Raw genomic sequence first — 23,353 nt, forward strand, 5'->3', positions numbered from 1 at the left:
TTTTACCTTTATATACCTTAAGGACTGTACGCGCTAGATCTTGTAAAACTTAAAGCGTAGACCAAATGTTAAGACCAAAGGTTACCGTAAAGTTAACCACTATGTCAAAATTGCAAAGTCATATTATAACTAAAATCATAGTACATTATTGGTAATTTTTACATGTATTACCAATTTAATTTAAAATAAATAATTGGTAATCTTGATTGGTAGGTTTTGCTGTGATAGTTTTGCATCGTACTTTTTTGAAATAAATAATTTACATATTCAAAGTGCATGTGCCATTAGCAGCAATTGTAAAAAGTAATTTAAGCCAAATTGATTGCCCATGGAAGGGGGTCGCTCTGGCTTAGGTAATATTGGTAGCTAAGTCATATTACAAAATAAATTACTGTGGGCGTTAATTGTCGTTGGTTAACGCCCACATTTATTTTTAGATCTTTAGGATACCGTGTCGTTTGGGTAAATAACCCCTAATTGTTTACGGGCCTCGTCAAGTACTGCCATCACATTACGTGCTAATTGATGTGTGTTAATGCCCGATTGTAACTTTTTTTGACTAACCATTTGCATAAAATGCTCAACTTCAAATTTCATAAAGTGCTCGTCAAATGCGATAGACACTAACTCACGCTCTCCATTGTTAGCAATAAACTCTATTTTTTTAAGTTGTGATACGGCTTCGATACGAATACGGCCAAGTTCGCCTTGTATTTCGGTTATGTTGTCGCCTTGCGATATTTTGGAGTAACTAATAACAGCTTGTTTATCTGCGTAATTTAGTAATACATCGCCCGCACCATCTACACCTGTATCAAGTAATACGCCACTGGCACTCACGCTTTTTGGTGCGCCCCAAAGTGCAATGAGTAAATAAAGCGGATAGATACCTAAGTCAACCAGTGCACCATTAGCAAACTCAGGTAAAAATGTATTTGGCCGTTCGCCATTTTTGTACTTATCGTAGCGAGATGAATATTGACTATATTGCCCAATGTATTTACGTGGTGTGCCAATTTTTACCATTGCCTGTTGCAGCCGTGCAAAGTTAGGCAAGTGAGTGGTCATCATGGCTTCCATGTAAAGGCGCTGATGCTTTTTTGCTGTAGCTATAATGCTTGCAAGCTCTTTAGAATTGGCTGCTGATGGTTTTTCGCCAAGGACATGTTTACCCGCTTCTAGGCACATAACGGCATATTGTTTGTGTAAGCTGTTAGGGGCGGCTATGTAGACAGCATCGACATTGTGATCTTGGCAAACTTGCTCGATTGAGGTGAAAATTTTAGCTTGGGCATTTTGTGGGTGTTTGGCTAAAAACGCTTCGCCGCTTGATACTGCACGCGAACACACTGCGTACAAATTAAAATCGTTTAATGTATTTGCAGCGGCTAACAATGTGTCGCTAATAAAATTGGTGCCAACAATAACAAAGTTCATACCCGCTCCTTAGAAAATATAAGAGCGTTTAGTCTATCACTTTTTTAGCCCTGTATGTACGAGGAGAACACCCAAACCAGCGTTTAACATTAGCACATAATGTTGCTTGCTCCTGATACCCTAAAAGCTCAGATATAGTTGATATTGTATATTGGTTCTGCGCTAAGTAATGAGCAGCTAAAGCGCGGCGAGTGGCATCTTTTAGTTTTACAAAGCTCGTATTATGTTTTGCAAGTTCTCGGTGTAGGGTGCGAGGGTGCATACCCAGCGCAGCAGAAATAGTTTGGTTACTGCATTGATAAATAGGCAACATTGGCCTTATTAACGCACTGACTTGGTTGGGTAATGATTGCGTGTGCTCTGCATTTTTGGCTAAAAAACTCAGCGCAGCTTGTACCTTATTTAGCTCTGATTGTTCAAGCTTAAGTGCCAAGTCGCTTTTCACTATTACAATGCCGGCGCTATTACGGTGTTCTATAACGTCACAGCCAAAATAAGCGTTATAAGCGCGAGCGTTAGCACTTAATCTTTGTGGCAAAAATACATTCATTGGTTTACAGCGGTTATTGCTCAGCTTTTTTATAATAGCGAGTGCTAAACCAATGGTAAGCTCAATCGCTTGGCTAATGTTAGGTAAGGGTTTTAGGCTAATTTCGAATGAGAGAAATAAGCTTTTTTCATCCTCTAAAGGGTGCGACGTTAAACTCAGTGCAGGGCTATGTAAATGCAAGTATTTAACAACCCAATTGAGCGCATCACCTAAGTTAGTGCCGTTTTTGGCTGCTATTGCAACGTGTCCTAAAATATCAAAATTTTGCCTGCATGCAAGCTGAAGGCCAAAGCTGAGGCAATTAAATTTACAGGCGCAGTATTCTAATACCTCGGCGTAGGCACGATAAGGCAAATATTGGTTTTCCAGACATTCAAAGTCAATATTAATATTATTACTTCGCATGATCATATACGGATCGCCGCCAAACTCTCTAATTAGGGTATCTATACCTTGTAGTGACGTAGCTCTAATTAGGCTGCTCATAGTTAACCTCAAATAAACGGTGTCTAAAAATATCAAGTTTTGCTGGGTTTTTCTATGCACTATTGCCATTAAAGCCGTTTAAATTTTAATTAAGGTACACCATGAACAACACCGCATTTGACTACATTGTTATTGGAGCTGGCAGTGGCGGTTGCGTTATTGCATCGCGCTTGTCAGAGGATAAAAATGTAAGCGTGTGCTTAATTGAAGCAGGAAAAAGTGATAACAGCGCATTTGTTCAAATGCCAGCGGGAATTGCGGCGAGTGTGCCTTATGGTATTAATAGTTGGCATTACAATACAGTAGTGCAAAAAGCGCTGAATAATCGTTGCGGGTTTGTACCTAGAGGCAAAGTATTGGGTGGGTCAAGCTCGACTAATGCAATGGTTTATATTCGAGGTAATAAATACGATTACGACCAATGGGCGGCTAATGGCAATACTGGTTGGGATTTTGAGAGTTTACTCCCATATTTTATTAAAGCTGAAAATAATAAAACGTTTATAAATAATGATCTTCACGGTACAAAAGGCCCACTGCATATACAAGAGCTAAATAGCCCAAGCCATGTCAATCAATACTTTTTAAATGCCTGTGCTGAGCAGGGCGTTAATTTAAGTACCGATATAAATGGCGAAGAACAAAGCGGTGCACGTTTATCGCAAGTAACGCAGCACAATGGCGAGCGTTGTAGTGCAGCAAAGGCATATTTAACACCGTATTTAAACCGCCCAAATTTAACTGTATTAACCAATAGCCATGTTAATAAAATAAATATAAAAAATAACACAGCGAAAGGCGTGCAAATAGAGCGCAATAATCAGGTTATTAATTTGCTCGCACGTAAAGAAGTAATATTAAGCGCAGGTGCTATTAACTCTCCGCAAATATTGATGCTTTCAGGCATTGGGCCAAAAAATCACTTAAAAGCGCATAATATTGACGTTGCTGTGCCGCTTGAGGGAGTCGGTAATAATTTACAAGATCATTTAACCGTGGTGCCATTATTTAAAGCCAAATACAATAAAGGCACGTTTGGGATGAGCCCGTTAGGTATAGGACATATTTTAAAAGGTTGTGTAGATTGGTTTTGCAAACGACAAGGGCGTTTAACCAGTAATTTTGCAGAGTCGCACGCGTTTATTAAATTATTTGAAGACTCGCCAGCGCCAGATGTGCAATTAGAATTTGTTATTGGGCTGGTGGACGATCATAGTCGTAAATTACACACTGGGCATGGTTACAGTATACACAGCAGTATTATGCGCCCTAAAAGCCGAGGCACGATTACGTTAGCTGATAACAATCCGCGTAGTGCACCGCTTATCGACCCTAATTACTTAAGCCATCCAGATGACTTAGCAGCAATGCTTGCAGGCCTTAAAAAAACACTCGCTATTATGCAAAGCAAAGCCTTTGATAGCATACGCGGAAAAATGGTGTATCCGCTTGATATAAATAACGATGAGCAACTTATTGCATTCATTCGTCAAACAGCAGATACCGAATACCACCCAGTTGGTACATGTAAAATGGGACAAGACTCGATGGCTGTGGTAGATACAAGCTTAAGGGTTCATGGGATGAGTAATTTACGCGTGGTTGATGCGTCTATTATGCCTAGCATTATTACTGGTAATACTAATGCACCCGTTATTGCTATTGCAGAAAAAGCGGCTGATTTAATTAAATCATCACTTAGAGATTAACGAGCTATAAAAATCATTTAGCCATTGTTGCCAATCGCTTTCAAGGTGCAGCATTTGCTTATGTTTTTTAGCATTTATATGCTTAGTTTCATCTTCATTTGCCATATAGGGACCAACGCGACAAAGCGGGCAATTGTTTGGTGTTAAGTATGCAGGCTTTGTGAGACGTGAGCTTAATTCGCTAGTATGTTTATCGATACTTTTTGGGCTGAAAACGTAAGTTATACCGCTGGTGTCTTTGACGTGTTTATCGCGGTCAACATTACGAATTTTATAACCTTCAAAGCGGCTAATATCAAAAGGCATTTGCCCACAATACTCAATGTTTAGATGAGTATTTAAACTGCCTTCAATATTCCATTCGCGATAGGGTTTTACATCCTTTGAGGTGATGTAGCACAGCATTGGACCATTTTTATTAAGCGCGTATTCGTTAGCGTATTTAATAAACTGGTGCAGTAAAGCGCGGTTAAGTACATTCATGCTGGTTTGGCGCGTGTTGTTTTCAAACGCTTCACGGCCAACAAACGCAGGTATGAGTGGAAACTGAAAAATAACCACATCAAAGCTGTGCTTGCTTTCACTTAGAGCTTGCCAACACGCAGGGTTTGTTACGTCAAAACCATTGAGTACTTCAACGTTGTGCGCTTTTAAATTGCTAAGTGCATTGTGCTGGTACTTTTGCTCAATTGTGGTCTGGTCATCGAAAGTAGATGCAACTAAAGCTTTTGGCGATAGGTGAGTGTAAATAGCATTCGAAAACGATAAATCGCCATCGCCTACAGTGAGTATTCGCCATTGAGGATTTAAGTACATATTTTATTTAGCGTTTATGTTTGTAGCAGTATTATTTATATTGCTATTTGTTTGTGAGTCTTTTGCTAGTAAACGATGAAACGCAAGTCTGGTTTTTAACCCTTCGATTGCGATTTGTTTAATAATAAGATTAAAAGTAATTAAAACAGCAAAGGCAATATGAATAGGGCCATGAGTAAATCCTGCATCTGTATCGTAAAGTGTTAAACCGAATAGCAAAAATAAGACGACTAAAAATATTTCGAGTAATTGACTTGAATAAAAGCTCAAACGACCTTCGCTTTTATGATCTTTTTTAATGCGAATAGCGCAAAAAAAAGGGATCACTTTGATTTTAAATGCAGCGTTTTTCTCTACGTAGTTTTCGCCTAGTTCATCGAGTTGTTGGCGTAGTTGGTCAATCATGGTGTGTCCTCAAATAGCAGTGCGCGGATATTACCTTATTACCGAACAATATTTAAGTTTACAGCTGCTATTTAGGATAAATACTCATACCGATAATAAGGATATGACAAACAAACACAACAGAGGTGAGTACTACACGCATTTTTTGGTAATCCTTGTGGTAGGTTTGCCATTGTGCAGTCGCTTTTTCAAAAAGTAGTACTAGCCAAAAACTTATAGCTAACCAACCAAGCGCCCACTCAACAGGTAAAAATGCTAAAAATGGTACTGGTATAACAGGTAGTACAGCTTTTACTGCATCGCTGTAGCGTTGCTCACCTGCACGCCATAAGTTACCAGCCATAAATGCTAATATTGCAATGCTGTAAAAAGTAAAAAACTCTAAATTAATACTATTACTACCAAACACAAGAGGCCAACCTACACAGCCTAAAAATGGGATTAAGCCTAAGTAACCTAATTGAATGTGATTGATAAACTTTTCCATAACAGTATGCCCTGTGTTTATATAATTAAAAGCGCGGGTATTGTAACAGTATTCTGGTCCAAAAATTAGAGCCCGTTTACCTTTACGGAAAAAGACACAATCTAGTTCAATCTTAAAAATCGATTGGTTTAATCTAAACAATCAATTTTATTTAATTATCCATTACCCTTATTGTATTAATCAAGCCAACGCAGAAGGTCGTTTTAAACGAAGCGTTGATTACTTTTTAAATACATTAAACCTAGTTGAGGAAATACCATGAGCACTTCATTAATAAATACTAAATTACAACCATTCAATGCAACCGCTTACCACAACGGTGACTTTGTAGAATTGTCTGAAAAAGATGTTCTAGGTAAATGGTCAATCTTCTTCTTTTACCCAGCTGATTTTACATTTGTATGTCCTACTGAACTTGGTGATGTGGCAGATCATTACTCACAACTTCAAGAAATGGGCGTAGAGGTTTACTCAGTATCTACTGACACTCATTTTACTCATAAAGCATGGCACGACACGTCAGACACAATTGGTAAAATTACTTACCCAATGATTGGCGACCCAACAGGACGTATTACACGCAGCTTTGGCGTAATGATTGAAGAAGAAGGCTTAGCACTTCGCGGTACATTTGTAATGAACCCAGAGGGCGAAATTAAAATTATCGAAACTCACGATTTAGGTATTGGCCGTAGCGCTAAAGAACTTGTTCGTAAAGTACAAGCTGCACAATACATTGCAACTCACGACGGTGAAGTTTGCCCTGCATCTTGGCAGCCAGGTGAAGACACACTTGCACCTTCACTAGACCTAGTTGGTAAAATCTAAGTACCTGATTTTCCAATCAAGTAAGGGCAGGTTACTGCCCTTAAATCAACAAACGTACGCTTGTTGATGCCTCCTATATCAATATATTTGTTTAAGCACATGCATTATTTGGCATGGGAGGCCTGCTGTTTAAATTTTCCTAAAAGGGTTAAGTCATGTTAGATAACAACATAAAAAATCAATTAAAAAGCCATTTCGAATCGCTTACTCAACCTGTTGAGCTGCTTATTGCCTTGGATGACAGCAAAAAATCAGCAGAAGTAGAAAGCTTAGCAAACGATTTAGCCTCACTAAGCGATAAATTTACGGTAATAAACAATCCTGATACAAGCGCTCGTCGCCCATCAATGGTTGTACATTCACCTATTAAAAACACTCATATTTCGTTTGCAGGCGTACCTATGGGTCACGAATTCACAAGTTTAGTGTTAGCACTTTTGCATACTGGCGGACACGCAAGTAAAGCTAAAAGCGAAGACATTGAGCAAATACAATCGCTTACTCAAGAGCTAAACTTTGAAGTATACATAAGTTTAAGTTGCCAAACGTGCCCGCAAGTAGTGCAAGCACTTAACACTATGGCTGCGACAAACAGTAATATTAAAGCCACCATGATTGATGGCGCATTATTTCAAGATGAAGTAGAAGAGCGAAATATTTTAGCTGTACCGGCTGTATATTTAAATGGCGAACCATTTAGCCAAGGTGCATTAAGCCTTACTGACATACTCAATAAAGTAGATAGCAAAGGGGCTGCTAAACAAGCCGCAGCGCTAAGCGAAAAAGATAAATTTGATGTACTTGTCATCGGTGGTGGGCCTGCGGGTGCATCGGCTGCAATTTACTCAGCGCGAAAAGGGTTAAATACAGGCATTGTGGCTGATAGATTTGGTGGACAAGTTGCCGATACATTAGCAATAGAAAACTTTATTTCGATTAAGGCGACTGAAGGGCCAAAATTAGTTGCTCAGCTTGAAGAGCACGTTAAAGAATACGATGTAGATGTAATGCACAATCAGCGTGCATCGGCACTTGGTTATAACAATGGTTACGAAATTACACTAGAAAATGGCGCAATACTTAAAGCTAAATCGCTCGTACTTGCCACTGGCGCACGCTGGCGCGAAATGAACGTACCAGGTGAGCAAGAATATCGCGGCCACGGTGTGGCATATTGCCCGCATTGCGACGGCCCTTTGTTTAAAGGCAAACCTGTTGCTGTAATTGGCGGTGGTAATTCAGGTATAGAAGCGGCAATCGATTTAGCTAATATTGTGCAAAGCGTTACGGTACTTGAATTTGCAGACACATTACGAGCTGACGAAGTGCTTATTCGTAAAGCTAAAAGTATGGCAAATATTACTATTATCAAAAGTGCACAAACAACCGAAGTACTTGGTGATGGTAAAAAAGTAACTGGCTTAATGTACACAGATAGAGTGACAGGGGAGAGCAAAGAGCTTGAACTTGCTGGTATATTTGTACAAATAGGCTTAATACCAAATACCGAGTGGTTAAAAGACAGCGACCTTGAATTAAGTAAATTTGGTGAAATACTGATTGATGCTAAAGGCGCAACGTCATTACCAGGCATTTATGGCGCGGGGGATGCAACCAATACTCCGTTTAAGCAAATTATTATTGCAATGGGCAGCGGTGCAACAGCAAGTTTAGGTGCATTTGATTATTTAATTCGCCACAGCGATGAAACTGAGCAAGATCAAAGTGCTGCGTAGTTAACCAGAAATCTCTCTTGATATAACAGCGTTCACCCTTAGCTGTTTGTTCACCCAAGCCGCCCTTCTCCAAAGGCGGCTTTTTTATACTTAAAAATTAACATGCGATTTAATCGCAGCCACCACCAGAATCACCACCGCCGCAATTGCTATCCGTATGAGACGTGCCACCGCTTACATAAATTGACGAGCCTCTAGTAGATTTAGCCTTTGTAACAAAAGTTGAGAGTAGTAAAATACTGATCCCCACAATGGCAATAATTAATGGCGGCCATTGTTGAGTTGAAAAACCTTTGAATAGCACTATAGCTAATATAGCGAACAGTACGGTTCTAAATATATTTTTCATTGTTGAATTCCTTATACAATTATATTTTCTTATTAATGTTTGAGTTTCAGCCGCTCAGCAGCCGATGCAATCGCAATTTCTAATGAGTGCATTTTAAACGGTTTTGAGATAAACATATCCATACCAGCTTGTTTGCATGCTAGCTTATCTTGCGCTGATGTATTAGCTGTTAAGGCAACAATATAGGTTGAGTCATGTCTGCAAATGTTTTTTGAACGCAGTTGTTTTGTTGCCTCAAAGCCATCGAGTATTGGCATAATACAATCCATAAAAATAAGATCGTAGTGTTTTTGCTGACACTTTAATATGGCGTCTTGCCCATCAACTGCAAAGTCGGGTCTCACACTAAACTTATTTAATGATGCATCAAGTACTAATCTATTTATATCGTTATCATCAACAACTAAAACAGAAAGCTTGCAAGCATAAAGATTAACTTGCGATATGTTACTTGAGTGATGTATTTGTTCTTTGCCCGGTTTAATTGGAATACTCAGTAAAAAATGAGTGCCTTTATTTATTTCACTCTCTACTTTTATTGTACCGCCCATATATTCTACAAGCTCTTTAACTATTGCTAAGCCAAGTCCTGTTCCACCTTTGCTGTTTTTGGCGTCAATTTCTTGAGTGAAAGGCGAAAATAATGACTTTAAAAACCCACTTGTCATGCCTCTGCCAGTGTCATGCACTTCAATATTTAAAGTGAATTGATTACTCGCTTTAGTTATTGATGTTTGCAATTTTACCGACCCTTGCTCGGTGAATTTTAAAGCATTACTTAATAGGTTAGAGACTATTTGACTTAATCTTGTATTATCTGAATAAGCCCAGCAATGGTCGGGTATATTATTGCTAACTTTTAAGTCCACATTAGTATTTGTAAACAATGGGGTGTACAAGGAAGTAAGATCAGTGAAAATTGTTTTAAGTAAGAAATCGGTTGGTTCGAGTTTCAATTCACCATGATTGATTTTAGAAAAATCGAGTACTTCATTGATGATGCTCAGAAGAATATCGGCACTGCGTAATGCAACTTTTATTTTTTCAGACCGTTTTTCTTCGTTTTGTTCATCTATTAATGTGGTTAGCATGCCTGTTATACCGTTGAGCGGTGTTCTTAGTTCATGACTTATTTTTGCAAGTAACATGCTTCTATCGTCAAGTAATCGTTCCGCTTCGGCCTTTTTATTTTTAAGTTCTTCTCTGAGGGTGACTGACTCTGTCACATCTTGAAATGTGCCAAAAAGTCTTACACAAATACCGTCATCAAACTCAGCTTCGCCAAAAGTTGACACCCAAATATGTTGCTTTTTAGCTGTGATTATCTCCAGTTCTAAATGCCACTTTTCACCTGATTGTACGGCAAGTTCGACTGCTTTTGTTATACTATCTCTGCTTTGACCTTCTTTATAAAACTCAAGCGCAGAGTCTATTTTTGGTTGATAATTTTCGTCAACTTGATGGATGCGTTTAGTTTGTTGACTCCAATAAATATTATTATTAGTTAAGTCTACTTCCCACGTGCCTATATTAGCTACACTTTCTAGTTTCAATAAACTATTACTGTTTTTAGTGAGTTCTTCTCTTGTGATGCTGCGAGCAAATTCAGCCCCTAACCATTGTGCAAACAACTCAATGTAGTCGTAGGCGTCGTCTGAAAATACTGGTGATTCAGTTGCAGAAGAGAAGTTAACAGTACCGTATACATTGTTACCTACTTTTATAGGTGCACCAATGTACGATTCTAACTGAAAATTAATATAGCATGGGTGATCTGCAATTATGCTCTGTGATACTTTATGAAATGCAAGTGCGGAACCTGCCTCAAGTGTGTGTACGCAGTAGGTGCCATCCAGATCAAATTGAGTGCCTATTTTTAATTCGTTATTAGGGGTTATGGCATGTAACACTGAATAACAGTTATTTTCAACACGGCTAATGATTGCTAAATCGAGGTTAAAAACCTCGAGTCCGAACTCTAGAAGCTGGTGGGTTTTATCGTCAAAATTAAGGTCTTGATCCGATACTATATCGTGAAAACGTCTAAGAAAATTCAATAGAAAACATCCCTTAATTTTTTAGAATCTAATTAATATCTTGATATGGAACTAGCTAGTAAAGCAGCTTAACTAAAGATAGCGTTATTCAGCTTTTATTTGTAGTACTTGTTCAATATTTTTTACTGAATTTGAGCACAAAAGATTATTTATAAATCTTTTAATTATCAAATCATTATATTAATAAGTTGAATTGGGTGTGTACTCAGGGTTGATATCGCCGCCTACTTCTTCAGGATCAACATCGTTAATAAGCAATGTTTCGCGTACAGCTTCAATGTGATCAAGCACACTTTGGTAGCGCTCGCCATATTCATACTTTGTCACTTCAATCGCTTTAGGCATGTAAGTAAAGGCTATTTTAAGTGCGTGGAGTGCTTCTTCGTTTATTTTTTCGCTCATAATGTTCTCTTATGTGTAGGTTATAGCTAACCTGAGTTCTGGATAATAAATCTATCTCAAGCAGCTATTTTTAGCGCTAATTGCGTTGAATTTCCTTGCAATAGACCAGCTATTGACGCGTAAATTCGCCTTGTTTTCACCAAAAATTTCTAGCTAGAGAGAAACAGACTTAAATATCGTTATTATTTATAGTGTTTTTAAATCTCTTAACCAGAATTCAGGTTAGTTAATAAAATACCACCAAATACGATTCGGTAAAGACCAAAACTAACAAAAGTGAAATTTTCTAGAAACCGTATGAATAGTTTAATAGAAAAATAAGTGACTATAAAAGGCTTTAAAAGGGCTGTTACGCCATCTAATGTTTAAGCAACTCGTAGCCTGAGGGAGTAGCTAATACAGGTAAGCCAAGAGAAAACGAAAAAATCAAACTCGGCTTCACTGAAAAGGGGCATTACTGCGTACCTAAATTGCACTGCATAGCATAAAAGCTAATAAGAAAAACCAACCGTGTTTTTAGTATAAAAGCGGCTTAATTTGTTTAATAAATTGCATTAAGTAATAAATACACAATATAATGGCAATTGTTATCATTTGCATGTGCGGTTTTGTATATGTTTAGGCAAATTTAATGAGCGAAGAATGGATAATAAAAAAACGTTTACAGCCACACGGCGAAGACACTTAATTGCGTGTGTATTAGCACTAATTACTGCGGTAATAATAATTCCGGGTATGACAACCTACTTACCGTTTCAAATGAATGAACAAATATTACTGCCTATTTTACTTTTTCCTGTTATTTGGACTGCGTTGTTTATTTATGCGTATTTGGCGCAAAAGGTATGGCAACCTTTTGTTGTGATGATTGTACTGTGTGTATCACATGGTTTATTGAGTTTTTGGGCGTTAACGCAGGGGCAGGGATGAAGTCGATTACTTTAAAAAAGCTATTTTTATTACATAGCTGGGTAGGAATTATTACTGCGGTACTGCTGTTTATTGTTGCATTTAGTGGGGCATTAGCAGTGCTGTCGCGACCTGAGTTAAAAATATGGGCAAATCCAGAGCTACAATCTAGCCAACACGTTGCCAGCGCGCAAATTAATCGACTAGTAAACGAATACCATAAACAAGTACCTAGTGAATTTGGCGAAAACATTCATGTGTTTTTGCCAAGTGGACATAACTTTCATTTATTAACGTTGGTATTTGAATCTCACCATGGTGATGAAAATTACGACCAAGAGGTGGCCAGAGTATTTCAATTTCATCCCAATACATTGGCGCTGGAAAATACTTACTATGGGCCTAGTAAAGAATTTTACGCTAATAAAAAAACGGATGCGCCAACTTATATAGGCGAGTTTCATGCAGACTTGCATTTAGGGCGACCAATTGGGTTAATACTCACTGGGTTTTTAGGCCTAACGCTTTTAGTAAGTGCGGTTACAGGCTTGTTTATTCATCGTAAATTGATAAAAGAGCTTTTTACGTTTAGACGAAATAAAGGGTTAGATATTGCAGTCAGTGATGCTCACAAAGTTATAGGTATTTGGGGCAGCGTATTTAATATTGTGATTGGTTTTACAGGATCATTTTTAGGGCTCGCGACCATTATTTTACTACCAGCAGCTGCGTTTGTGAGCTTTGGTGGCGATCAAGATAAGTTAATAGAAACGTTTACCGCCATTCCTGAGCCGGTAGTTAGCCATATTAAGCAACCTACAAAAATAGACACTATTTTAGAGCATGCTCATAGCCGTTACCCTGAAGCAGTAATTAGGGATGTCACAATAATGGCGCATAACGATGCGAATGCGCAGGTGTATTTGCGTTTGTTAGGTGGCGAGGCTGTTGCTTCTCAGTTACTGCATTATCGTGGTAATGGTGAGTTTGTGCAGTCGATGAGTAGTTTTGGTGATATTTCGGGTGTATCAATACAAGTAATTGAGTTGATGTTTCCGCTGCACTTTGGGAACTTTGCAGGGGTGTTTGTAAAATTACTTTGGGTATTGCTTGGCTTAAGTACCGCGCTTTTACCTATTTCAGGGATGATGATGTGGCTGGCAAAGCGTACACGTGGCAGTAGCCCGTCGCTGAGTATGCAGGCATATGCACGATGGAATCGTTTTATTATTGGCAGTTGTGGAGGTTTGGTATTAGCAAGCTTTGTGTTATTTCCTTTACAAGTTGTACTTAATTATACCGTTATTGGTGTGGCGCAAAATAGCTTTTTTGGACCCGTGTTTTTTTATACGTGGTTGGCATGGTTACTCTTAAGTGTATTGCCTGTAGGTTATAAAAACTATTTTAAGCTGACTCTTTTGCTATGCGGCGCTTCGCTTGCGTTGGTGCTGCCGCTCAATATTATATTTGGCGTGAGCAATGTTATTAACCTTAATAGTACGTTTGTTGCGGTAGTAGATATAAGCTTTATGGTGGTGGGTATCGCGTGTATTTTTGCTGCCTTAAAAATAAAAAACACACAAAAATTACAAGCCGAGGTACAACCCGCATGAACGAGCTACTAATTACAATTGCAATGGTGAGTTTGCTACTAATGATGCTCAACATACGAAAAAATACACTAACAATAGTGACTAAAACATTTTTAAGTACGCTGTTATTTGGTTTAGCGCTGATATGTTTTATGAGTATTTACGGTATTTTAGGCGGTGCAATATGCACCGTTGTCGGGGCCATGTTAGCTGGTTTACTAACTGCAGTTATTGCGGGTAAAGCACCGCAGTTATTCAGCTAAAAAGGCCTTAGCAGCATCAATCCCCATGTTGTAACCACTATTAAGTATTTCAAACTTTTTAGTGGTACGCCCAACTTTAAAGTTAGCAGGTGGTGCAATAATATTGATTTTGCAGTCATTTGGTGGATTCATAATAAAATCGATAGACTTATTATAAAAATCAGATCTACCTAACGTAGTTTGAATTAATGCGGGGTAGTCTTTATACATTTTTTTAGTAAGCCAAGGTGCTTTACTTGGTTTTTTACGATAGCCCAAACATTGAGACAAAATAACGGTGATTTCACGTGCGCCCATTTCGTAAGCTTTTATTACCGGAATTGAATCAGCAACCCCGCCGTCGGTCATCGCTATGCCATTAATAATAGGGTAGTCACGATATGCGATGGGTATAGCGCACGATGCTTTTAATTGATGTACCATATCGGTGCTGGTGGCTTTTAAATAGTGCGCTTTGCCCGATTCGATTGCCGTAGATACAATATAAAACTCGTGTGGAGTTTGATCAAATACTTCCGTATGGAGGCGTATTTCGCGAATTGTTTCTTGCCAGAGCCAGTCTAAATCAAATAAATGACCACCTTTAATAAAACGCGCTAAATTGATAAATTCAGGTCGGCACGAGTAGTCGGTAATCACTTTATAATTTCGCATTGGTTGCTTACATAAAAATGCGGCTATATTCGTTGCGCCAGCTGATACACCAAAATAGCGTTCAAACGGTTGGTATTGTTGTTTTAAAAACTCATCAAGTACACCTGCGGCAAATATACCACGCATTGCACCGCCTTCAACGACGAGTGTATTTTTATTATTGTTGTTCATGGTCAATCCTTTTATGAAATTTGATGTTATCAACTCAGTCTAAAAATTACTAATGGTGTTGATAAATTAAAGCCTGGTACACATCGCGAAATTCACTGTTTTCTGGTAAGGTTTAATATTACAAGGCTTTGTTAATAATAAAGAATAATTACTTATGTTTGATCCTAGCGTAACCATTTTTGAAAGCACACAGTATCAGCTTGCAGAAAGTCCACTTTGGCATCCTGTGCTGAATACTTTTTTTTGGGTCGACATAAATAAAAAATTACTTTTAAGCAAAAACATACACAGTGAAAGCCAACTAAAAACAGTTAATATGCCCGATACGCTCAGTGCAATCGCTTGGATTGATGAGCAGCACTTGCTGCTCTGTACAAGTACTGGCTTATATAAATATCATATTAATTCAACTACTCGACATCTTATTCTTAATATTGAAAATACACAGCTAAATAGGCGTTCAAACGACGGCCGTGCTGATCCATGGGGTGGCTTTTGGTTAAGTACAATGGATGTAAATGCTAAAAAAGGGGATGGTAAAATATACCGTTATTATAAACGCCAGCTTAAAGCCGTTGTAAATGGCTTGAGTATCCCAAATGGGTTGTGCTTTGATAAGCCACGTTTACGCGGTTATTACTGCGACTCTTTAACGAGCTGTATTTATGTATTAGATTTGGATGAGCAAACTGGCGAACCTTGCGCTGAGCCACGTGTTTTTTATCAATTTAATAATATGGATGTTGACCCCGATGGCTGCGTAACCGACAAATTAGGCAATTTGTGGCTAGCTGTGTGGGGAATGGGGTGTGTTATGTGTTTATCCCCAGACGGTGCGTTAATTAAAACGATAAAGCTTTGTGCAATAAAACCGACATGCGCTGCATTCGGTGGTAAAAATGCTGAGTTGTTACTTGTGACATCGGCGTTTGATGAGGCGGTTAATAATACTGTTAGTGAGCAAGGCGCTGTATTTCAAATCTCAGGCATAAAAAACGGGCAGTTTGAGCCGCCCGTTTTACTGTAATTTATTATACACAGTGCTTGTTTTAAAGTGATGATTAGCTTTTAGGCTTAACCCACATAACACCCACTTCTTTTTTGGTTACTAAGACTTCAGTACCGGCGCTTATTTGTTGCTCACTTTTGAGTTTCCAGCTAATACCTGAGTATTGATGTGTAGTTAAACCTTGTTCTGTTACATCGCTAGCAAGTACAAAAGTAAGTTCAGCAAAATCACTATTTACCTGTTTTTTATCTACGCGATTTTGCATTTGTTTTAATGGTTTCCAAAGTACAACCGCCAAGCCTGCGGTTACAACTGCGTTACTCCAAAGGGCTATGGTTAATGAGTCAGGTAAAATACCAAAACTCATTAATAATCCGGTAAGGAATAACGATAATCCAAAAAACAATAAAATAAATGTAGAAAGGCCAAGTACTGCTACTTCTATTATTAAAGCAACAATACCAAGTACCATAAGTGTTTGCGGTAAATTTTGCGTAATAAAATCCATACAAACCTCTTTATTTAGTTATTAACCCTGATGCTTTTTATTTAAGCTATTAATGATTGCCATACCTTGGGCAACCATTGAACTTGCATCTGTCGCGTTGTCTGGCAGTAATACAATTGATGACTCACGAGCAATGGCTTCTTTAGCAGCGATTGCTTTAGTTGCTAAGTCTAACTGAATTGCTTTTTGGCCTTGCTCTGTATCTGCGGCTTCACCTATTTTAATAAGTGCATTTGCTTGTGCTTCTGCAACCGTAGTAATAGCTGTTGCTTCACCTTCAGCGCGTAAAATTTGCTCGGCTTTGTCGGCTTCAGCAGCAAGTACTTGTGCTTGTTTTTTACCTTCAGCAACGTTGATATTTGCTTGGCGATCACCTTCTGACTCTAAAATTTGAGCTCGTTTAACACGCTCAGCTTTCATTTGTGCTTCCATCGCTTCCATAATAGAGTTAGGCGGCACAATATCTTTAATTTCGTAGCGAAGTACTTGAATACCCCAAGGCTCAGATGCCTGATTTATAGCTGCAACAATGTTTGTATTAAGTAAATCACGCTCTTCAAATGTTTTATCAAGCTCCATTTTACCTAATTCTGAACGCATGGTTGTTTGCGAAAGTTGTACAACCGCAAACGTATAGTCGTCAACGCCATACGTTGCTTTGTAAGGGTCTAGCACTCTAAAGTACAGTACGCCATCAACGATAAGTGAGATGTTATCTTTAGTGATAGCTGACTGCGATGGTACATCTTGAGCTTGTTCTTTTAAGCTACGATCAGCCGATATTCTATCTATAAATGGAATAATAAAGTTAAGGCCAGCTTCTTTAGTTGATTGGTACTTACCAAAACGTTCGATTAACCAAGCGCGATTTTGTGGTACAAATTTAACGCTACTTTTTAAAAGCACGATAACAAAAACAAGTAAAAAAGCCTCAACAGTAAAAACCATATCGAGAATTTGTGTGACTGGATCCATTTAAACATTCCTTATAATAATTAAACGCTGAGCAGTTGTATTGTTTATAATTTCAGCGTGTGTAGATTATCACTACTAAGGCGTTTTAACCACAAAAATAGGCACTAGAGAAGGGGGGTGATATAGCATTTTTTGAAAGTGCTGGCATTTTAATTTTATTAATTTTTACTGCACGAAACGGAAAGTTTACTTTCACAAAAATATTCTATTTTCAGTTTTATATTGGATGTAACTCAATAGGTGTATATTAATTTACTTAAATATAGGGCTATTTAACAATGAGAAAACCACCCCATAACGAGACAAAATTTTTATATCTATTTACTTAACTTTTTAGTGCGTTTAAGTGCGTAAAGTATTACAATTGATACTGTATATCATTACTCCTTCCAGTTGAGCCTTTTAATGGCTTACTTGCATTTTAAGTATAGGTAATTCAAGCACTTCATGACAGAGATCACTACACACCAAGCTTCACGCCGTAGGCTACTGATTGCCCTGGCTATCACGTGCTCATTTATGGTTATTCAAGTCATCGGGGCTTATTATTCAAATTCACTTGCGGTACTTGCTGATGCGGGTCATTTATTTGTCCATAATAGCTCACTTTTTATTGCTTTAATTGCGTCTAGCTTAGCGATTCATTTTGCTAAAACCTATAATGATGGACATCAACGGGCTGAGTTATTAGGTGGACTTGTAAATGGTGTTTTGTATTTAGCTATTAGCTTAATTATTTTGTATGAAGGCGGTGAACGGTTCATGCATCATAGTGAGGGGCATGAGCTTGCTATTAATAGTTATTTAATGTCGGTAATTGCGGGGATCGGGTTTTTGTTTCATGGTGCCGCTGCTTGGGTTTTATACAAAGGACGCAAAGCAAGTATTAATATCTATGCCGTATTCCTACACTCATTTTTTGATTTAATTTCTACTGTATCGACTTTTGTTGCTGGTGTGCTTATTTATTTTACTGGCTGGGATGTAATTGACATTCTATCTAGCATGTTGATTGCGTCGTTTGTTTTATTTACTGGTATTAAAGTAATTATTAGTTGTATTAAAGGTTTACGTTTAAATAAAACGCAGTTACCAAAAGCAATTGATATTGAAAACGAAATAACGCGTATGGAGCACGTGCATGATGTGCATAATGTCACTGTTACTCGTAAGTACAGAGGGATCGTAGTTGGTGCCCATGTTGTACTTAAACAGCACTGCACTATTGAAAAACACGACGAAGCGTGTCGCTTAAAAGTAGAGCAAGTGCTGTCAGACAAATTCAATGTTAAAAGTAGTGTGTTGCAAATAGAGAGCCATGCTGAGCATACGCATGTTCATTAATTTATGAACATGCTGGGCGTGATTTTATTTGCATACGAATTAGTAACATTAAATCAACCCCAAAATTTCTTCAAAACAACTATTTTTTCGTAACTCTTTGGCGCTCATTGGCTTTGCAAAGTAATACCCTTGTAGTACATGGCAACCTATATTTGCTAAAAATATCATTTGCTCTCGTGTTTCAACACCTTCGGCAATGCAATAAAGCTCTAAGTTTTCAGCTAACGAATATATCGTTTTAATAATAGATTCGTCGTCTTTATCAATGCCAATACTATTAACAAAACTTTGATCAATCTTAATTACATCTATAGGGAACTGACTTAAGTACGTTAATGACGAGTAACCCGTGCCGAAGTCATCAAGCAGTAATTTGAAACCAGCTGCTTTTAAGTTTTGTAATTGTTTAGCTGCTTTAAATTTGTCTTCAAGTAAGATACTTTCTGTAATTTCAAGTCTGATCTGCCTTGGTGATATTTGTGATTTTGCTAATATATAGAGTAGCCGATCAGTTATATTCGCTTTTAAAATATGTTTAGGTGATAAATTTAAAGAAATATAAAACAATGGGTTATTGCTCAGAATTGGAGCAAGCTCAATAAGTGCTCGTTTCATTGCTTGCTCTGTAAGTTTTTCTATTAATCCTGTTTCTTCTGCGATAGGGATAAATACAGCGGGTGACACTAATTGACCTTTATTATCCCAGCGCATCAGTAGCTCTACACCATTTATAGTTTTTGTTTTTATATCAACTATAGGTTGGTAATGATTAAAAAACCGATTGTCTTTTACGGCATCTTTTAAATCATTTTCAAGAATAAGCTTTTGTTTTATTTCTTCATTCATTTCTTCACTAAAAAATTTAAATCCATTTCTGCCAGCTTGCTTTGCATGCATCATTGCAACATCAGCATTTCGGATCAGTAGATCTGCATTTATAGCATCGAATGGATAAAGAGCAACACCAATACTGGCAGATATATTGATAGAGAAATCCTCAATAATGACTTTGCTTGCCAATTCGCGGCTAATTTCTTTTACTGTCTCAGTAAGCGACTTTAGTGAATCTACGTGCTTTATCAGTACTAAAAATTCATCACCACTTTGGCGGCCAAGTATTGCTTTGTTACTCAGTATATTTGTTACGCGTTGTGTAATATTACAAAGTAGCTTATCGCCCACGGCATGCCCAAATGAGTCATTTACGGGTTTAAATTTATCAAGATCGATAAATAGTAGTGCACATTGCTTATTGCTTTTGTCTGCATGATTAATCGCTTTTTCTATTTTTTGATGCATTAAGCTACGGTTTGGTAAGCGTGTTAGGGGATCAAAATTTGCTAGATAGCGAAGCTCGTTTTCTGCATTTTTCTGTTCGGTTAAATCAGAGATAACGACAACGTAGTAGCTTACGTCATTGGTGTCTTTTGCTACTGCTGTAACGCTTATATGTATAGGATGCTCATTGTTTATTGCGGTGTTGATATAGGCATCTGTACGCCAATTTTGTGTTGGCTTTAACGCCTTTAATATTGCTGAATATTCTTTACACTTGGCTTTACCTATCGCTTTAATGAAAAGTTTAGGGTTTAATTCGGCAATAGATTTTTTGTTTGAAAATGTATTAATAAAGCTATTATTGGCTGAAAAAGGCATAAGTTGATCATCAAGGATCAATAGCCAATCGGTTATTTGACTAAAAACCTGACCAAGAATAGCCGCTTGTTGTTCATTGGCTCGTTGCTCTGTAATGTTTGTATAAATACCTGAAATATACAAAGGCTCAGAGGATTGTGGTTTATACACAATCTGGCCAAGGTCTTGATACCATAACCAATGACCTGTTTTATGGCGTAATCTATATGTAGCTTGCCAATTATTTTGCAAGCTTACCGTATCGTTTTGCTGAGCATATGAAAGTAATTGACTCTCAATTCGTCGGCGATCATCTGGATGTATCAAGGCTAAAAAATCATCTAGTTGAACACGTTTAGGTAAGTCTAAATAACCTAGCTCTTTTCCACGTTGTGTGTTTACTGAGTTATCCTTAAAGTAATAGTTCCATACACCACTTTTATTATTTTTAAGCGCAAGCTCAGTTTGCTTTTGCGAATCGATCGTCGCTCTGTGAGCTTTTCCAATCACAATTTGGCGACTGCGATACTGCCAAAAAAGTAAAGATAAAATGATGATAATGCCGAATAAGTAGGCAGTATAGGCAATAGGTGATTGCCAAGGGGCATACGCTACATTAAAGTTGAGTGTTTTTGGTATGCTTATATTAACTCCATCTCTGGTGTATGCCGATACAGTGAGAGAGTAATCGCCGGGTTGTAATTTAGTAAAAAAGACTTTATTTACTTTTAAATCATCATAGGTAAGTAAGGTTGGTCCTGATAAAGTGACTTTATAACGTACTTTGTCTTTGTTTTGATAATCAAAGATAGAAAAGCTAATCATCAGGCCCATATCTTTATGGCTAAGCATTAATGGCTTGTTAGTGTATTCATTTGGATAATAACTTAGGCTTTTTGAAAATAGGCCTATATCAGTAATTGCAAGGCTACTCTTTGAACTGGTAGTGATAAAATCAGATGGATCAAATACCTGTAGTCCAGAGTTACTGCCAAATGCGAGCTGATTATCTTGCAGTCTAACGGCTGAAATTGGCTCAAATTCATTTGTACTTAAACCATCTTCTATTGTGTAAGTATTAGTATTAAGCGTATCTAAATTGAGCTGATATAAACCATTATTACTGCTAACCCATAAAAATCCGTTGTGATCATCTGCAAGCAACGAATAGATAGAATCAGTTCTCAGTGTGTTTTTTAAGCCTATATAATGTTTTCTTTGATACGTACTTGGGTTTACACCAATTAGCCCTTCCTGAGTGGTAGCTAGCCACAAAGTATCACGAGCTTCATCAAGGTAAATATTTTCTACTGTATGAAAAACATTATCTTTAGTGCTGTTCGATTGAAAAATAGTGGTGAGCTTTTGCGTTTTCTCATTATAGCGATATAGTCTTTTTGCAGTGCTCAATAGCAGCTCTTTAGGATGCGATTTCAATGGTTGGTGAAATGTATAAGCCTTTAGAGGGTTTACTTTGTCTTTCAATCCATTGATTACTCTGCTTTCTCCTGTTTTTCCATTATAGATATAAAAGTTTTCACTAGACATATAGGTAAAAACATCGGAGCTGAAAGGGGTAAATCCATATAAATTCTCACCATTCACGCCACTTTTTTTCTGGTTTCTTTTTTCGATAATTTTGCCGGTGCTTTTATCAAATAGATCCAGTCCATTAAACCGCACTAACCAGAGGTACTTATCATCAAGCTGAGAAGGAAAAATGTCGTATACGGAATATTCACCATAAACCGCTTTAGAGTCAGTTGATTGCAAGTATGTTTTACTGTCTTTTGTTGTTAAGTTGTAGCGAGTTAGACCATCGTTGGTGCCTAACCAAAGAATGTGATTTTTATCTTGATAAATTTTATTTATGGTATTGTTTTTAGGTAAGGTAATTTGCTTAAATCTACGGGTCTGAGTTGCCCATGTAAGTACGCCTTGTGTTCGAGACGCGAGCCAAAGTACACCTGATCTATCAAGCATTAAATTGTTTATTGTATTTTCGGTGATGTTAAATTTGCTTTTATCAAAGCTTAAAATGAATTCTAATTGGGTTGTGTCTCTGTGATATTGAAACAAACCACTTTCAGTTGCAATAAACTCACCATATACAGTGTTCGCATAATCCCAAATATTATAATCAGCAATAAGAGTGGTAATCTGGGTAGGATCAATCTGTTTAGTGGTGTTAAATGCAATGCGATACATTCCTTCCACAGTGCCAATTAACAGCCCTAAGTCATCATCAATTGTTAAAAACTTGATGTCATTGTTGTCGACTGTTGTTTTTTTAGGTTGGTGAATTGTCAATGGCGCCAGACTTTGTGTTTTTAAATTATACGTAAAAAGTCCATTATCTGTACCTATATAGAGTGTATTGTCGTAAATTTTGAGAGCTCTGATGTAATAATTTTTATTTTTTAGAGCTATTTTTAAATCTAATTTTTTTTGATCATTATTAAAGCTAAATATTTTTTCGTTTATCGCAAAATAAAATGTATTTTCTAATTGTGTGATACTAGATATAGGAGAGAAATCTGTTTGTTTTTTATCTAGTTGACCCGAATAAATTTTTTCTGTTTTTAGGGTCAGCGGGTTAATCATGTATGCGCCAGATACATCGGTAGAAACAATTATTTGACCGTCTTGGGTTTTAAACAGTTTATTAATGTAGTCTTGGTCTAGGTCGAAACCCCCATCAAAGGTTTTTATTTGATAACCATCATATCTGTTTAGTCCTTGTGCCGTGGCAATCCAGATGTAACCAATATCATCTTGAATCGATTGCAGTGCATAACTTTGTGATAAGCCTTCATCAGTTGAGATGCGTTGTAGCTGTTGAGCATAATTTTGCGAAGCTGATACACTTCCTATGCAAAGAAAACAAACAGTGATGGTGAGGAAAAAAAACTTACTCCAATACACTTATAAACTCGCCCCATAATAAGTAGGATAGTATTGTAATATAGCATAAATTTAAATTTTGACTCGTATGAAAGATACATGAGTCAAACATTTTTTGGTGATTGAA

General features: G+C 37.5%; 20 protein-coding genes. 8 read left to right on the top strand and 12 right to left on the bottom strand.

Going from position 1 to position 23,353, the window contains the following annotated elements:
• Positions 1-441: 441 nt before the first annotated feature.
• Positions 442-1,437 carry a Gfo/Idh/MocA family protein gene (locus D172_RS18505; RefSeq protein WP_007375631.1) on the bottom strand — a complete coding sequence of 332 codons (996 nt, stop codon included), beginning with the start codon at positions 1,435-1,437 and terminating at the stop codon, positions 442-444.
• Between the two features lie 28 nt (positions 1,438-1,465).
• Entirely contained in the window at positions 1,466-2,473 is a 1,008-nt protein-coding gene (locus D172_RS18510; RefSeq protein WP_007375630.1) for an AraC family transcriptional regulator, read from the bottom strand.
• A gap of 101 nt (positions 2,474-2,574) precedes the next feature.
• On the opposite strand from D172_RS18510, the gene D172_RS18515 reads away from it, so the two are divergent.
• Complete coding sequence (locus tag D172_RS18515; protein ID WP_007375629.1) at positions 2,575-4,182, top strand: GMC family oxidoreductase; 1,608 nt, start codon at positions 2,575-2,577, stop codon at positions 4,180-4,182.
• Here D172_RS18515 and D172_RS18520 read toward each other — a convergent pair.
• The 3 genes from D172_RS18520 to D172_RS18530 form a co-directional block, all read right to left on the bottom strand.
• Positions 4,168-4,998: a class I SAM-dependent methyltransferase gene (locus D172_RS18520; RefSeq protein WP_007375628.1), complete on the bottom strand. Its 831-nt coding sequence runs from the start codon at positions 4,996-4,998 to the stop codon at positions 4,168-4,170. The genes D172_RS18515 and D172_RS18520 overlap by 15 nt on opposite strands.
• 3 nt (positions 4,999-5,001) lie before the next feature.
• On the bottom strand, positions 5,002-5,403 hold the full coding sequence (locus tag D172_RS18525; protein ID WP_007375627.1) for a hypothetical protein: 402 nt from the start codon (positions 5,401-5,403) through the stop codon (positions 5,002-5,004).
• Between the two features lie 67 nt (positions 5,404-5,470).
• Positions 5,471-5,890: a DUF3429 domain-containing protein gene (locus D172_RS18530; RefSeq protein ID WP_007375626.1), complete on the bottom strand. Its 420-nt coding sequence runs from the start codon at positions 5,888-5,890 to the stop codon at positions 5,471-5,473.
• Positions 5,891-6,148: 258 nt separating this feature from the next.
• On the opposite strand from D172_RS18530, the gene ahpC reads away from it, so the two are divergent.
• The gene (ahpC, locus tag D172_RS18535; protein ID WP_007375625.1) at positions 6,149-6,718 is read left to right on the top strand and encodes an alkyl hydroperoxide reductase subunit C; all 570 of its coding nucleotides are present in this window, start codon (positions 6,149-6,151) and stop codon (positions 6,716-6,718) included.
• A gap of 155 nt (positions 6,719-6,873) precedes the next feature.
• Positions 6,874-8,454 carry an alkyl hydroperoxide reductase subunit F gene (ahpF, locus tag D172_RS18540; RefSeq protein ID WP_007375624.1) on the top strand — a complete coding sequence of 527 codons (1,581 nt, stop codon included), beginning with the start codon at positions 6,874-6,876 and terminating at the stop codon, positions 8,452-8,454.
• A 109-nt stretch (positions 8,455-8,563) separates the two neighbouring features.
• On the opposite strand, the gene D172_RS18545 is transcribed toward ahpF, so the two are convergent.
• The 3 genes from D172_RS18545 to D172_RS18555 all read right to left on the bottom strand — a co-directional run bounded on the left by D172_RS18545 (position 8,564) and on the right by D172_RS18555 (position 11,262).
• The gene (locus D172_RS18545) at positions 8,564-8,803 is read right to left on the bottom strand and encodes a hypothetical protein (protein ID WP_007375623.1); all 240 of its coding nucleotides are present in this window, start codon (positions 8,801-8,803) and stop codon (positions 8,564-8,566) included.
• Between the two features lie 32 nt (positions 8,804-8,835).
• Positions 8,836-10,860: a hybrid sensor histidine kinase/response regulator gene (locus D172_RS18550; protein ID WP_007375622.1), complete on the bottom strand. Its 2,025-nt coding sequence runs from the start codon at positions 10,858-10,860 to the stop codon at positions 8,836-8,838.
• 180 nt (positions 10,861-11,040) lie between these two features.
• Complete coding sequence (locus D172_RS18555) at positions 11,041-11,262, bottom strand: hypothetical protein (RefSeq protein WP_007375621.1); 222 nt, start codon at positions 11,260-11,262, stop codon at positions 11,041-11,043.
• A 642-nt stretch (positions 11,263-11,904) separates the two neighbouring features.
• Between D172_RS18555 and D172_RS18560 the strand changes: the two genes are divergently transcribed.
• From D172_RS18560 to D172_RS18570, 3 genes are read left to right on the top strand one after another with little or no spacing between them, the layout of a single operon-like run.
• Positions 11,905-12,192 (top strand): hypothetical protein, encoded by a 288-nt coding sequence (locus D172_RS18560; protein WP_007375620.1) that lies wholly within the window; start codon positions 11,905-11,907, stop codon positions 12,190-12,192.
• Positions 12,189-13,784, top strand: coding sequence for a PepSY-associated TM helix domain-containing protein (locus D172_RS18565; RefSeq protein WP_205986676.1), 1,596 nt, complete (start codon positions 12,189-12,191; stop codon positions 13,782-13,784). Before D172_RS18560 ends, D172_RS18565 begins: the two co-directional genes overlap by 4 nt.
• The gene (locus tag D172_RS18570; protein WP_007375618.1) at positions 13,781-14,026 is read left to right on the top strand and encodes a hypothetical protein; all 246 of its coding nucleotides are present in this window, start codon (positions 13,781-13,783) and stop codon (positions 14,024-14,026) included. Before D172_RS18565 ends, D172_RS18570 begins: the two co-directional genes overlap by 4 nt.
• Here the strand turns inward: D172_RS18570 and D172_RS18575 are convergent.
• Positions 14,015-14,851 carry a patatin-like phospholipase family protein gene (locus D172_RS18575; protein WP_007375617.1) on the bottom strand — a complete coding sequence of 279 codons (837 nt, stop codon included), beginning with the start codon at positions 14,849-14,851 and terminating at the stop codon, positions 14,015-14,017. The two genes, D172_RS18570 and D172_RS18575, sit on opposite strands and share 12 nt — an antisense overlap.
• A gap of 154 nt (positions 14,852-15,005) precedes the next feature.
• On the opposite strand from D172_RS18575, the gene D172_RS18580 reads away from it, so the two are divergent.
• The gene (locus D172_RS18580; RefSeq protein ID WP_007375616.1) at positions 15,006-15,878 is read left to right on the top strand and encodes an SMP-30/gluconolactonase/LRE family protein; all 873 of its coding nucleotides are present in this window, start codon (positions 15,006-15,008) and stop codon (positions 15,876-15,878) included.
• Positions 15,879-15,912: 34 nt separating this feature from the next.
• Here D172_RS18580 and D172_RS18585 read toward each other — a convergent pair whose 3' ends face one another.
• Together D172_RS18585 and D172_RS18590 are read right to left on the bottom strand one after the other, a co-directional pair.
• Complete coding sequence (locus tag D172_RS18585; RefSeq protein ID WP_007375615.1) at positions 15,913-16,368, bottom strand: NfeD family protein; 456 nt, start codon at positions 16,366-16,368, stop codon at positions 15,913-15,915.
• Between the two features lie 21 nt (positions 16,369-16,389).
• The gene (locus D172_RS18590; RefSeq protein ID WP_007375614.1) at positions 16,390-17,343 is read right to left on the bottom strand and encodes a slipin family protein; all 954 of its coding nucleotides are present in this window, start codon (positions 17,341-17,343) and stop codon (positions 16,390-16,392) included.
• Between the two features lie 447 nt (positions 17,344-17,790).
• On the opposite strand from D172_RS18590, the gene D172_RS18595 reads away from it, so the two are divergent.
• On the top strand, positions 17,791-18,687 hold the full coding sequence (locus tag D172_RS18595; protein WP_033015172.1) for a cation diffusion facilitator family transporter: 897 nt from the start codon (positions 17,791-17,793) through the stop codon (positions 18,685-18,687).
• Positions 18,688-18,735: 48 nt separating this feature from the next.
• Here the strand turns inward: D172_RS18595 and D172_RS18600 are convergent, their stop codons facing one another.
• Complete coding sequence (locus D172_RS18600) at positions 18,736-23,247, bottom strand: EAL domain-containing protein (RefSeq protein WP_007375612.1); 4,512 nt, start codon at positions 23,245-23,247, stop codon at positions 18,736-18,738.
• Positions 23,248-23,353 lie beyond the last annotated feature (106 nt).

The sequence above is a fragment of the Pseudoalteromonas sp. Bsw20308 genome, from assembly GCF_000310105.2.
GTDB classification, from domain to species: domain Bacteria; phylum Pseudomonadota; class Gammaproteobacteria; order Enterobacterales; family Alteromonadaceae; genus Pseudoalteromonas; species Pseudoalteromonas fuliginea.